Here is an 11,819-nt window from a genome sequence, read left to right on the forward strand (position 1 = left end):
ACCGGGCGAGGGGCGGGACCGGACATGCCGATCAGCGATCCGCGGGTGGCGGCGCACGCCTTCCTGGACGGGATGTACCGGGACGGCTATGTCCCGGACCACCTCGTGGACAAGGGCCGGGCGATCCTGCTCGCCCTGTGCGCGCGGATCGAGGCCGAGCGGCCCGCCGGCCTGGCCGCGCTGTACCGGCTGACGCAGGCCGCCACCGAGGAGTTCAACGCGCTGGAGGCCGAGTTCGAGGCGGCCGGCAGTGAGATCGAGACCGTGGCCCGCGAGGAGATCGGCGCGGCCTTCCGGTTCGTCGCGCGGGCCTACGGCTTCGCCGACGCGTACGTGGAGGAGCTGATCGCCGGGAGTGGTGAGGGCCGGCCCCTCTCCCGCACCGGGGCGGCGTCCGCACATGCCTGCGCCCCGGCCGGGGTACCGGCCGGGGCGCAGGATCAATCAGGCGAGCGGCTGGGGCGCCGCCGGCGTCAGCTGAGGGACGCCAGCGCCTCGTTCCAGGTGGCCGACGGGCGCATGACCGCGTCCGCCTTGGCCTTGTCGACCTGGTAGTAGCCGCCGATGTCGGCCTGCTTGCCCTGGACCGCGATCAGCTCGTCCACGATCTCCCGCTCCTTCGCGGCGAGGGTCTCGGCGAGCGGCGCGAAGGCCTTGGCCAGGTCGGCGTCGTCGGTCTGCCGCGCCAGCTCCTGCGCCCAGTACAGGGACAGGTAAAAGTGGCTGCCGCGGTTGTCGATGCCGCCGACACGACGGGTCGGGGACTTGTCCTCGTTGAGGAAGGTCGCCGTGGCGCGGTCGAGGGTGTCGGCGAGGACCTTGGCGCGGGTGTTGCCGGTGGCCGCCGCGTACTGCTCGAAGGAGGGCACGAGCGCGAAGAACTCACCGAGGGAGTCCCAGCGCAGGTAGTTCTCCTTGACCAGCTGCTGGACGTGCTTCGGCGCCGAGCCGCCGGCGCCCGTCTCGAACAGGCCGCCGCCCGCCATCAGCGGGACGACCGACAGCATCTTGGCGCTGGTGCCCAGCTCCAGGATGGGGAAGAGGTCGGTCAGGTAGTCACGCAGCACGTTGCCGGTCACCGAGATGGTGTTCTCGCCGCGGCGGATGCGCTCCACGGACAGCTTGGTGGCCTCGACCGGGGACAGGATCCTGATGTCCAGGCCCTCGGTGTCGTGCTCCGGCAGGTACTGCTCGACCTTGGCGATGAGCTGCGCGTCGTGGGCGCGGTTCTCGTCCAGCCAGAAGACGGCCGGGTCGCCGGTGGCGCGGGCGCGGGTGACGGCCAGCTTGACCCAGTCGCGGATCGGGTCGTCCTTGGTCTGGCAGGCGCGGAAGATGTCGCCCTGCGCGACCGGCTGCTCGATGAGCACGTTGCCGGCCCGGTCGACCAGGCGGACCGTGCCGGCGGCCGGGACCTCGAAGGTCTTGTCGTGGGAGCCGTACTCCTCGGCCTTCTGCGCCATCAGGCCGACGTTCGGGACCGAGCCCATGGTCGACGGGTCGTAGGCGCCGTTGGCCCGGCAGTCCTCGATGACGGCCTGGTAGACACCGGCGTAGGAGGAGTCCGGGATGACGGCGAGGGTGTCGGCCTCCTGGCCGTCGGGGCCCCACATGTGGCCGGAGGTGCGGATCATGGCCGGCATGGAGGCGTCCACGATGACGTCCGACGGGACGTGCAGGTTGGTGATGCCCTTGTCGGAGTCGACCATGGCGAGGGCCGGGCCCTCGGCGATCTCGGCCTCGAAGGAGGCCTTGATCTCGGCGCCCTCGGGCAGGTTCTCCAGGCCCTTCAGGATGCCGCCGAGGCCGTCGTTCGGGGTGAGGCCGGCCGCCTTGAGGGTCGCGCCGTGCTTCGCGAAGGTCTTCGGGAAGAAGGCGCGCACCACGTGACCGAAGATGATCGGGTCGGAGACCTTCATCATCGTGGCCTTCAGGTGCACGGAGAACAGGACGCCGTCCTGCTTGGCGCGGGCGACCTGCGCGGCGAGGAACTGCTCCAGCTCGGCGACGTGCATGACGGAGGCGTCGACGACCTCGTCCTTCAGGACCGGTACGGACTCCTTCAGGACGGTGGTGGTGCCGTCCGCGCCGACCAGCTCGATCCTCAGCGCGCCGTCCTCGGCGATGACGACCGACTTCTCGGTGGAGCGGAAGTCGTTCTCGCCCATGGTCGCCACGTTGGTCTTGGACTCGGAGGTCCAGGCGCCCATACGGTGCGGGTGGGTCTTGGCGTAGTTCTTCACCGAGGCGGGGGCGCGGCGGTCGGAGTTGCCCTCACGCAGCACCGGGTTGACGGCGGAGCCCTTGACCTTGTCGTAGCGGGCGCGGATCTCGCGCTCCTCGTCGGTCTTCGGGTCGTCCGGGTAGGCCGGCAGCGCGTAGCCCTTGCCCTGGAGCTCGGCGATCGCGGCCTTCAGCTGCGGGATGGACGCCGAGATGTTCGGCAGCTTGATGATGTTGGCCGCGGGGGTCTTGGCCAGCTCGCCCAGCTCGGACAGCGCGTCCGGGATGCGCTGGTCCTCGTTCAGGTACTCCGGGAAGACGGCGATGATGCGCCCGGCCAGCGAGATGTCCCGGGTGGTCACGGGCACACCCGCCTGCGAGGCGTACGCCTGGATCACCGGCAGGAACGAATGCGTCGCCAGGGCCGGGGCCTCGTCTGTGTAGGTGTAGATGATGGTCGAGTCAGTCACCGGGTGCTCCGCTCCACGTCTGCAACATTGCTCGACATCAAGATATCTCGTGACCGGGATGCGCTCGACAGGGGTCCCGGCCGGAAAATCCGGCGCGTCGGCGCAACCGCGACCCGCCTTTGGTGGTCATGACAAACGATCACCCGCAGACCACGGGCGATCGTCACCGACCGGCGGCCGGACCGACCACCCGGCCGCCCGACCGAAGGCGGATCATGAGATATCGCAGCAGAGTGACGGCCCCGGCGGCCGCCCTCCTCGGTACGGCCACGGCGCTGACCGCCGGCTCCCCGGCCCGCGCGGCCGGCACCGGCAGGCGCACGGGGGAGCCGGCCCCTGAAACCCTCGGCGACCCGGTCTTCCCGACGCTCGGCAACGGCGGCTACCGCGTGTCGTCGTACCACCTCGACCTCGCCTACGACCCCACGACCAAGCGGGTGGAGTGCGCCGCCACCCTGAAGATCCGCACCACCTGTGCGCTGACCCGGTTCTCGCTCGACGCGCTCGGCCTGGACATACACACCGTGTCCGTGAGCGGCGCGACGGCCGTCTGGGAGCAGCAGCAGGAGAAGCTGCGGATCACCCCTGCCGGGCCGCTCGCGGCCGACGCGGCGGTGACCGTCCGGATCGACTACGCGGCCGACCCGCGCGGCACCCTCTCGCACACGGCCTGGGTGCCCACCCCGGACGGCTTCGCGATCTGCCCGCAGCCGAACTCCGCGCACACCGTCTTCCCGTGCAACGACCACCCCTCGGACAAGGCCGACTTCAGCTTCCGCATCACGGTGCCGAGCGGGCTGCGCGCCGTGGCGAACGGACTGCTCACCGGCACCGAGTCGCTGAGCGGCGGCCGCACGGCGTACTCGTACCACTCGGTCTCCCCGCTCGCCACCGAACTCGTCCAGATCACCGTCGGCGACTATGTGGTCAAGGACCGGCAGGGCCCGTCCGGCCTGCCGCTGCGCGACGTGGTGCCGTCGGCCCGCGCCGCGGCCCTCGAACCGGCCCTCGCCCTCACGCCGGGACAGGTGTCCTGGCTGGAGCAGCGGCTCGGATCCTTCCCGTTCGAGACGTACGGCCTGCTGCCCTGCAACTCCGACGACCCGAACGCCTTCGACTTCACCGGCCTGGAGACCCAGACCCTCACCCTGTACAAGCCGAACTTCCTGCTCCAGGAGGAGAAGAAGATCGGCTCGCACATGATGCACGAGCTGGTGCACTCCTGGTTCGGCAACCTCGTCAGCCCCGCCACCTGGGCCGACCTGTGGCTGAACGAGGGCCACGCGGACTTCTACGGGCTGCTCTACCGCTACGAGCGCGGCTGGGCCGACTCCCTCGGCCTCACCACGATGGAAGCCCGGATGAAGGACACCTACGCCCGCGGCGACCAGTGGCGCCACGACTCCGGGCCGGTGGCCGCCCCGAACGCCACGAACCTCTTCGACAGCCAGCGCTACCTCGGTGGCGTCCTCGTCCTGTACGCCTTCCGGCAGCTGGTCGGCGAGGACCTCTTCCACTCCGTCGAGCGCGCCTTCCTGGACCGCTTCCGCGGCTCCTCGGCGACCACCGAGGACTACATCGCGGTCGCCTCGGACGTCTGCGGCCAGGACCTGTCCGGCTTCCTGCGCGACTGGCTGTACGGCACGAAGACCCCGCGCATGCCGGGCCACCCCGACTGGACGGTGACCCCGGTCACGTCCTCCCTCGTGGCGCCGCACAGCAGGCGCGGCGGCCACGTGCACGATAACTCCGCGACGCTCTGATCAGCGGCGCCGGGCGGGGCCGTGAGCGGCTCCGCCCGTCATCTCCCGCTCGATCCAGCGGCAGATCACATCCACCACGTAGACATGCTCGGCACGGGTCAGCTCCCGCCCCTTGGGGATCCCGTGCCAGCGCTCCAGACAGCCCCGGCAGCAGGTGGCGGTCGCGTGCTGGGCGACGAAGACCGGGTGACCGCGGTACGGCGTCTGCCTGCCGTCCTTGTACGGCTCCGCCGGGGCGAGCCGCGCGGCGACCAGGTCGTAGGCGTGCCACCGGATCGTCGCCGGCCCCTTCAGGCCGGCGGTCGCCCGCTCCCGCCCGCGCAGGTGGAACCCGGCCCGGAAGGGCTGACGGGCGATCGCGTCCAGCCGCTGGTCCAGGGAACGGGGATCGGGCGAGGTGGTCATGCCGTGCCGAGCGTACGTCACGGGGACGTGGTTCAGCTCAGCAGCAGGCGCTTCTGGCTCTCGAACTCCTCGTCCGTCAGGATGCCCTCGGCCTTCAGGTCGGCCGGCTGCTTGAGCCGGCCGATCTTCTCGGTCATGTCGGCGGTCCACCGGGGGACCTTCCGGAGTGCCGCGCGGTGCGTGACCCGCCACCCTGGTCCCAGCGAAGGGAGCGATGTCATGCCGACCGTCGGGGTGCCGCCCACAGGCGGGGGCCGGGCGTGCCCGCGGTCTTTCCCCGGGGGATCCCGATGACACCGGCAGGGCGTCTGCAGAGGCTCACCGACCGGGCGAGATCGGTGCACCGGAAGGCGGAGAGCCGGTTCCCCGTGGTCATGCGTCTCGCGGACCGCATGGTGACCGTGAACATCTTCGACTCCGGTACCCGCATCGCCGCGCAGTGCTTCCTCACCGCGGTCCCGTTGCTGTTCGTCGTCGCGGCCTGTGCCCCGGCGGCGGTGCGCCATCAGCTGATCGCGTCCGTGACATCGATCTTCGGGCTGACGGGTGCGGCGCGTGCCGAGCTGGAGCAGGTGTTCCAGCCCACGTCCGGCGACCTGCGGCAGACGACCGGCGTGGTGGGAGGGCTGATGGTGCTGCTGTCGGCGACCGCCGTCAGCCGGGCGATGCAACGGCTGTGCAAGCGAGCCTGGGAGATCCCGCGCACCGGCACCCGGATCGCCGCCTGGCGCTGGCTGGCCTGGCTGGGTCTGTGGATCGGTGTCCTGGTGCTCCAGGGTCCTCTGCGTGACGGCTTCGGGGCCGGCGCCTGGCTCGGCGTCCCCCTCACCTGGGTCAGTCAGGTGGGCCTGTGGTGGTGGACCCAGCATCTGCTGCTCGGCGGCATGGTCGGCTGGAAGCCCCTGCTGCCGGCCGCCCTGATCACGGCCACCGTCCTCACCGCACTGGCGCTGACCGCACGTCTGTACATGCCGCAGGCCCTCGACCGGGCCCTCGCTGGCTACGGCTCCGTGGGGTCCGTGTTCGTGGTCCTGTCCTGGCTGGTCGTGCTGTGCGTCGCCACGGCCGTCGCCGTCAGCGCGGGGGCCGTACTGGCGCAGGAGCCCTTCCTGGCGCACCGCCTCGGCAGCCCGCCTCCGCTGCGCGACCGTGGAGCGCGCGGCTCCTGAAACCTCGCCGAGCACGAGCGCCGCCGCCCGCTCCGCGGCCGACACCCGGCCGGGCGGTTCGCCCGTGACGGGTGAGGCGCGTACGCGGTGCCATGGGCTGAGATGGGGTGGCGGCCGGACACACCGGACCGTCACCGACGCCGGGTGGTGGACACCGTGAAACACTGGCGCACCCTGATGGTGCTCGGGACGGCCCAGTTCCTGATGGTCCTGGACACGTCGGTCATGAACGTCTCCATCAGCCGACTGGTCGAGGACTTCCACACCGAGGTCACCGCCATCCAGGCGGTCATCACGCTGTACGCCCTGGTCATGGCCGCCTTCATGATCATCGGTGGCAGGCTGGGCGACATCCACGGCCGTCGTCGTCTGTTCCTGCTCGGCCTGATCGTGTACGGCACCGGTTCGGCCCTCACCGCCCTGGCGCCCACCCTGTGGGTGCTCGCACTGGGCTGGTCGGTGATCGAGGGGCTGGGTGCCGCGATGGTGCTGCCCGCCATGGCGGCCCTGGTCGCCGAGTCCTACGGCGGCAGGGACCGGGCCGTCGCCTACGGGGTGATCGGCGGACTGGCCGGTGCGGGCATCGCCGTGGGGCCGCTGCTGGGTGGCTGGGTGACGACCTATCTGACTTGGCGGCTCGTCTTCGCGGGCGAGGTCGTGGTCGTCGTGGTCGTCCTGCTGTGCCACCGGGTGGTCCGGGAGGCCGCGCGGACCGGGCCGCCGCCCCGGCTGGACGCGCTCGGCGCGGTCCTCTCGGCGGGCGGACTGGGGCTGGGCGTGCTCGGGGTGCTGCAGAGCAGCACCTGGGGCTGGGTGCGGCCGCGCAACCCGCCCTTCACCGTCCTCGGGTTCGCGCCCACCCTCTTCGTCGTCGGCGCCGGTGTGGCCGTGCTGGCCCTCTTCGTACGCTGGGACCGCAGACGCGAGGCCACCGGCGCAGACCCCCTGGTGCACCTGTCCCTGCTCCGCCGGCCGCCCCTGCGGTCCGGTCTGCTCACCCTGCTGAGCCAGAACCTGATCCTGCTGGGACTGTTCTTCACCATTCCGCTGTACCTTCAGGTGGTCCAGGGCTTCGACGCCTTCCAGACGGGGCTGCGGCTGCTGCCGGTCTCCGTGACGATGCTTGTCACCTCCCTCGGCGCCGCCCGGCTCGGGCGCACCCTGGGGCCGCGCCGGGTCGTCCGGCTGGGACTGCTGGCGCTGACCGGATCCATCGTGTGGCTGCTCGCCACCATCGAACCGAAGATCGACAACGGCCAGTTCGCCGGCGCCATGGCGGTGCTCGGCATCGGTATGGGGCTGCTCGCCTCCCAACTGGGCAACGTCGTCCAGTCCAGCGTCGGCGAGGCGGAACGCAGCGAGGTCGGCGGCCTGCAGTTCACGGCGCAGAACCTCGGTTCGGCGCTGGGCACCGCACTCATCGGCTCGATACTCATCGGTGCCTTGGCACACGCGTTCACCACGGAAGTGGAGACCGATCCCCTTCTGTCGGCCCAGGCACGGCAGCAGACCAGCGTCCGCCTGGAGGCCGGGATCAGCTTCGTCCCCACCGACCAGGTCCGCTCGGCCGCCCAGCGCGCCGGACTGCCACCGCACGAGGTGGACGCCCTCACGGACTCGTACGCCACGGCACAGCTCGACGGCCTGAGAGCGGCGATCCTCGCCACCGGCGGCATCACCCTGGCGAGCTTCCTCGTCACTCCGCACCTGCCGACGGGGCCCGGCCGCCGTGAGCACCCCTCGCGGGGCCCGGCACCGGCGGGCGCCGCGGGCTCCGTGGAACGATCATGAAGGTTTCGGCGATGTCCACGGCCGACCGCGCAGCAGCCCGGGCACGCCGTGCCGAGCGCCGCGCCCACGCCGACTACACGGGTGCCGTGTACGGGTCCATGCTCGCGGCCTCGGTGGTGATCGGCGCCGGCGGCCTGGGGAAGTTCCCCCGCCTGGAGCTGGCGCTGCTGGTGTTGCTCACCGGTCTCGTGTTCTGGGTCGGGCACGTTCACGCCCAGTTGTTCGGGGCCCGCCTCGCGCAACGGGCTCTGGACCGGCCCACCGTCCTGCACGTGTGCCGCGAGGAGTGGCCGATCGTCAAGGCGACCGTCCCGCCGGCCCTCGCCGTCGCTGTCAGCCCCCTGTTCGGCCTGGACGCCGACGGCGCGGTCTGGCTGGCGGTCGCCGTCGCGGTGACCGGTCAGGTGGGCTGGTCCGCGGCCGGCGCACGACAGGCCGGAGCGTCATGGCGGCTGGTGGCGGGCAGCGCCTCGGTCAATCTGGTGCTCGGCCTGGCGATCATCACGTTCAAGTTCGCTGTGACGCACTGAAGCGCGGACACCGGATCACCCGCGCGGGGTGAGGCCCGGTGCGGCCGGGCGGAACAGGATCCGGCGGGTGCCGCCCGGTCCGGTCGTCGACGAGGCACACCCCTACGGGCTGCCGAACCGCTGCCGGCCGCCGGGCCCGCGGGTCGCGGAGACGCGTCGGCCGCCGCGGTGACGGACGCTCACCGACGCGTCCGGCCGGTCCGGCGCGGCCTCGAACTCGCCGTGGCCCGAGCGCGGCGCGCGCCCGCGGGCCCGCCTGCCGAGGGCCGCCCGGTCGGCCGGAGCCGGAGAGACGGTGACGCCACTCGGAGCGGTCATGGTCCACCCTCCTGGTCCTGCGGCCTGCTCCTCGCCAGGGGCACCCGGCTCTCGCCGGAGGAGCACGGGCCGTCCGCCGGTGCTCCATCCCACCGGCCGGGCCGAGCGGAGGGATCACCCGTGGCGGGTGATCCGGCCCGGCGGCGCCCTGTGGATGCTGTCTGCGCGAGGGGCGTCGGGCTGCCCCGCCGGGCCGCGAACGGCCTGTTCCGATCACGCGAGGAGGAGCCATGACCGAACCGCGTGGACACACGCCACGACCCGGACCGTCGTATCCGCCCGGCCCGGCGGGCACCGGCCCCGCGCAGGCCATGGCGGCGCTCGCCCGCTCCTGGACCTGGATCCTGGGGTCGGCGATCGTGACGCTGGCGGCAGGCGTGCTGATCCTCGTCTGGCCGGACGAGACACTGCACGTCCTCGCCGTGGTCGTCGGCCTCTACCTGCTGCTCACCGGCGCGATCCGGTTCGTGACCGCGTTCGCCCGGGAGGATCACGGAGAGCGGCTCACCGGTCTGCTGGTCGCGGTGCTGTACGTCCTGGCCGGTGTGCTCTGCCTGCGCCATCCGCTGCAGACCGTCACCGCGCTGTCACTGCTCGTCGGGCTCGTGTGGCTGGTGTCCGGCGCCCTCACCCTCTACACGGCGATCGCCGCCGGGGAACTGCCGCACCGGGGCGTCGTCCTGGGCATCGCGCTGCTCGGCATCGTCGCCGGGATCGTGGTGCTGGCACTGCCCGCCGAGTCGGCGCGAGCGCTCACCCGGCTGCTGGGCCTGTGGCTCGTGCTGCTGGGCCTGGCCGAACTGGCGGCCGCCTTCGCCTGGCGGTCGGCCCTGCGCAGGAGCGGTGTGCTCCCGGGCGCACCCGATGCCGCGCACTGACCCGGCGGCGCGCACGCTCACCCGTCCCGGGTGAGGACACCCCCGCTCGCCGGGTGCACGGTGGAGACGGCAGGGACCGGTTCGCGATCTCTGCGAGCCGTCGACCTGGACGGAGGAAAGGCATGAGCGCACAGACCTACCTCGCGTACGACTACCCGGTGCTGGGTGTCTTCTGGTCCATGCTGGTGTTCTTCCTGTGGATCATGTGGTTCGTCCTGCTGTTCCGGGTCGTCGTGGACATCTTCCGCGACGACGCCATGAGCGGCTGGGGCAAGGCCGCCTGGACGCTCTTCGTGGTCGTGCTGCCCTTCCTGGGCGTCTTCGTGTACCTGATCGCCCGCGGCAAGGGCATGGGGCGGCGGGAGATCGCGCAGGCACGCGCCCAGCAGGAGGCCTTCGACTCCTACATCCGGCAGGCCGCGCAGGGCACCACCGGCACCAGCAGCGCCGACGAACTCGCCAAGCTCTCCGGCATGCGCGCCCACGGCGACATCAGCGAGGACGAGTTCCGCAGGGCGAAGGAGCAGGTCCTCAGCGGCGCCGGCCCGGCCCGGCGTTCCGACACCTTCACCTCCCCCGGGCGCTGAGCCGCGCCCACGAGATTCGAATCGAGGCCCTCCATGAGCGCGACACCCCCCACCAGGGCACACGCCCACGGCGCCAAGCAGGCCTGGGCGGGCGGCCTGACGTCCTTCGCGGGCGTCATGCTGATGATCGCCGGGCTGCTCGGAATATTCCGGGGCATCATGGCGATCGCCCAGGACAACGTCTTCGTCACGACGCCCAACTACGTCTTCAAGTTCGACCTCACGAGCTGGGGATGGATCCACCTGGTCCTGGGCGCCATCGCCGTGATCGTCAGCTTCGGCCTGTTCGGGCCGACGCTGTGGGCACGGGTCGCCGGCGTGGGCATCGCCGGCCTGGTCATCATCGCCAACTTCCTCTCCCTGCCGTACTACCCGGTCTGGTCCGTCGTGATGATCGCCCTGTCCGGGTTCATCATCTGGTCCCTGTGCGTCGTCCAGGGAGAGAGGTCCGCCGAGACCCCGTAGCGGGCGTCGTTCGTCCGGGTCGGCCCGGCCGGCCCTGGCGCCTCGGCCGCTCGGGGCCGGCGCCAGGGCCTTCCTCTCGGATCAGGCCGGCGGCACCGCGCCCTGCGCACCTCGCTGCTGCGGGATCACCACGGTCCCCTGCTGCAGCGTGACCGTCCGGGCGGGGGCGGGGACGCTGATGCCCTCCTCGCGGTAGCGGCGGTGGAGGCGCTTGATGAACTCGTGCTTGATGCGGTACTGGTCGCTGAACTCGCCGACGCCGAGGATCACCGTGAAGCCGATGCGGGAGTCGCCGAAGGTGTGGAAGCGGATCGCGGGCTCGTGGTCCGGGACGGCGCCCTCGACCTCCCGCATGGTCTGCGCGACGACCTCCGCGGTCACCCGCTCCACGTGCTCCAGGTCCGCGTCGTAACCCACCCCGGCCTGCACCAGGACCGTCAACCGCTGCTCGGGATGCGTGTAGTTGGTCATGTTGGCCTTGGCGAGCTGGCCGTTGGGGATGACCACGAGGTTGTTGGACAGCTGGCGGACCGTCGTCTGGCGCCAGTTGATGTCGACGACGTACCCCTCCTCGCCGCTGCTGAGCCGGATGTAGTCGCCCGGCTGGACGGTCTTGGAGGCGAGGATGTGGACGCCCGCGAAGAGGTTGGCGAGAGTGTCCTGCAGGGCGAGGGCGACCGCCAGGCCGCCGACGCCCAGGGCGGTCAGCAGGGGCGCGATGGAGATGCCGAGCGTCTGCAGGACGACCAGGAAGCCGAGCGCCAGGACGAGCACCCGGGTGATGTTGACGAAGATGGTCGCCGAGCCCGCCACGCCGGAGCGGGACTGGGTGACCGTGCGGACCAGGCCGGCGATCACCCGCGCCGCGGACAGCGTCACCACGAGGATCAGCCAGACCTCGAGGATCTGGTCGGTGTGGTGCTGCAGGGTCCGGGTGAGCGGCAGCACCGCCGCGGCCGCCGCCGCGCCGCTCGCGATCGCCGCCCACGGCACGACCGAGCGCAGCGCGTCCACGATGACGTCGTCCCCGCTCCAGCGGGTCCGCTTGGCGTGCTTGGCGAGCCAGCGCAGCAGCGTGCGGGAGAGGAAGGCGAGCAGCAGGCCCGCCGCGAGGGAGGTGCCGGCGAGGACGAGGTCGTCGAGGGTCACCGCGCGGTTCACCGGTCACCTCCGGGGCGCGCGCCGTGGGCGGAGTTGTGCAGTGTCGTCACGTTGTCACC

Annotated in this window: 12 protein-coding genes and 1 pseudogene; 8 read left to right on the forward strand and 5 right to left on the reverse strand. The window is 71.7% G+C overall.

Translation table 11 applies throughout. From position 1 onward, the window contains the following. Window positions 1-24: 24 nt before the first annotated feature. Window positions 25-351, forward strand: a pseudogene (locus tag AB0D93_RS30165) (DUF5713 family protein); the annotation flags it as partial. Between the two features lie 122 nt (window positions 352-473). On the opposite strand, the gene AB0D93_RS30170 reads toward AB0D93_RS30165, so the two are convergent. Continuing rightward, on the reverse strand, window positions 474-2,693 hold the full coding sequence (locus AB0D93_RS30170) for an NADP-dependent isocitrate dehydrogenase (protein WP_362125923.1): 2,220 nt from the start codon (window positions 2,691-2,693) through the stop codon (window positions 474-476). Window positions 2,694-2,908: 215 nt separating this feature from the next. Here AB0D93_RS30170 and AB0D93_RS30175 point away from each other — a divergent pair, with 215 nt between their 5' ends. Beyond that, window positions 2,909-4,456, forward strand: a complete 1,548-nt coding sequence (locus AB0D93_RS30175) for a M1 family metallopeptidase (RefSeq protein ID WP_362125930.1) — start codon at window positions 2,909-2,911, stop codon at window positions 4,454-4,456. Here AB0D93_RS30175 and AB0D93_RS30180 read toward each other — a convergent pair whose 3' ends face one another. Both AB0D93_RS30180 and AB0D93_RS30185 read right to left on the reverse strand, forming a co-directional pair. Next, window positions 4,457-4,861, reverse strand: a complete 405-nt coding sequence (locus tag AB0D93_RS30180) for a DUF4186 domain-containing protein (protein WP_362125933.1) — start codon at window positions 4,859-4,861, stop codon at window positions 4,457-4,459. Between the two features lie 32 nt (window positions 4,862-4,893). Then, the gene (locus AB0D93_RS30185; protein ID WP_362125936.1) at window positions 4,894-4,998 is read right to left on the reverse strand and encodes an SHOCT domain-containing protein; all 105 of its coding nucleotides are present in this window, start codon (window positions 4,996-4,998) and stop codon (window positions 4,894-4,896) included. A 237-nt stretch (window positions 4,999-5,235) separates the two neighbouring features. On the opposite strand from AB0D93_RS30185, the gene AB0D93_RS30190 reads away from it, so the two are divergent. The 3 genes from AB0D93_RS30190 to AB0D93_RS30200 all read left to right on the forward strand — a co-directional run bounded on the left by AB0D93_RS30190 (window position 5,236) and on the right by AB0D93_RS30200 (window position 8,351). Further along, entirely contained in the window at window positions 5,236-6,030 is a 795-nt protein-coding gene (locus AB0D93_RS30190; RefSeq protein WP_362125939.1) for a YhjD/YihY/BrkB family envelope integrity protein, read from the forward strand. 156 nt (window positions 6,031-6,186) lie between these two features. Beyond that, on the forward strand, window positions 6,187-7,821 hold the full coding sequence (locus AB0D93_RS30195) for an MFS transporter (protein ID WP_362125940.1): 1,635 nt from the start codon (window positions 6,187-6,189) through the stop codon (window positions 7,819-7,821). An 11-nt stretch (window positions 7,822-7,832) separates the two neighbouring features. Beyond that, window positions 7,833-8,351, forward strand: a complete 519-nt coding sequence (locus tag AB0D93_RS30200) for a hypothetical protein (RefSeq protein ID WP_362125943.1) — start codon at window positions 7,833-7,835, stop codon at window positions 8,349-8,351. A gap of 102 nt (window positions 8,352-8,453) precedes the next feature. Here the strand turns inward: AB0D93_RS30200 and AB0D93_RS30205 are convergent, their stop codons facing one another. Then, the gene (locus tag AB0D93_RS30205; protein ID WP_362125946.1) at window positions 8,454-8,669 is read right to left on the reverse strand and encodes a hypothetical protein; all 216 of its coding nucleotides are present in this window, start codon (window positions 8,667-8,669) and stop codon (window positions 8,454-8,456) included. Window positions 8,670-8,980: 311 nt separating this feature from the next. Between AB0D93_RS30205 and AB0D93_RS30210 the strand changes: the two genes are divergently transcribed. The 3 genes from AB0D93_RS30210 (at window position 8,981) to AB0D93_RS30220 (ending at window position 10,599) form a co-directional block, all read left to right on the forward strand. Beyond that, entirely contained in the window at window positions 8,981-9,547 is a 567-nt protein-coding gene (locus AB0D93_RS30210; RefSeq protein ID WP_362126084.1) for a DUF308 domain-containing protein, read from the forward strand. A gap of 122 nt (window positions 9,548-9,669) precedes the next feature. After that, window positions 9,670-10,134 (forward strand): SHOCT domain-containing protein, encoded by a 465-nt coding sequence (locus AB0D93_RS30215; RefSeq protein ID WP_362125949.1) that lies wholly within the window; start codon window positions 9,670-9,672, stop codon window positions 10,132-10,134. A 33-nt stretch (window positions 10,135-10,167) separates the two neighbouring features. Further along, entirely contained in the window at window positions 10,168-10,599 is a 432-nt protein-coding gene (locus AB0D93_RS30220) for a hypothetical protein (protein ID WP_362125952.1), read from the forward strand. Between the two features lie 81 nt (window positions 10,600-10,680). Here the strand turns inward: AB0D93_RS30220 and AB0D93_RS30225 are convergent, their stop codons facing one another. Next, window positions 10,681-11,760, reverse strand: a complete 1,080-nt coding sequence (locus tag AB0D93_RS30225; protein WP_362125955.1) for a mechanosensitive ion channel family protein — start codon at window positions 11,758-11,760, stop codon at window positions 10,681-10,683. Window positions 11,761-11,819: the final 59 nt, after the last annotated feature.

It is taken from the genome of Streptomyces sp. NPDC048191 (genome assembly GCF_040652655.1).
In the GTDB taxonomy this organism is placed as follows: Bacteria; Actinomycetota; Actinomycetes; order Streptomycetales; family Streptomycetaceae; genus Streptomyces.

Excerpts from the sequence above, each read along its gene's own strand:
- AB0D93_RS30175 (WP_362125930.1), top strand. The coding sequence starts at position 2,909 with ATGAGATATCGCAGCAGAGTGACGGCCCCGGCGGCCGCCCTCCTCGGT.
- AB0D93_RS30220 (WP_362125952.1), top strand. The coding sequence starts at position 10,168 with ATGAGCGCGACACCCCCCACCAGGGCACACGCCCACGGCGCCAAGCAG.
- AB0D93_RS30215 (WP_362125949.1), top strand. The coding sequence starts at position 9,670 with ATGAGCGCACAGACCTACCTCGCGTACGACTACCCGGTGCTGGGTGTC.
- AB0D93_RS30210 (WP_362126084.1), top strand. The coding sequence starts at position 8,981 with ATGGCGGCGCTCGCCCGCTCCTGGACCTGGATCCTGGGGTCGGCGATC.
- AB0D93_RS30180 (WP_362125933.1), bottom strand. The coding sequence starts at position 4,861 with ATGACCACCTCGCCCGATCCCCGTTCCCTGGACCAGCGGCTGGACGCG.
- AB0D93_RS30200 (WP_362125943.1), top strand. The coding sequence starts at position 7,833 with ATGTCCACGGCCGACCGCGCAGCAGCCCGGGCACGCCGTGCCGAGCGC.
- AB0D93_RS30185 (WP_362125936.1), bottom strand. The coding sequence starts at position 4,998 with ATGACCGAGAAGATCGGCCGGCTCAAGCAGCCGGCCGACCTGAAGGCC.
- AB0D93_RS30205 (WP_362125946.1), bottom strand. The coding sequence starts at position 8,669 with ATGACCGCTCCGAGTGGCGTCACCGTCTCTCCGGCTCCGGCCGACCGG.
- AB0D93_RS30190 (WP_362125939.1), top strand. The coding sequence starts at position 5,236 with ATGCGTCTCGCGGACCGCATGGTGACCGTGAACATCTTCGACTCCGGT.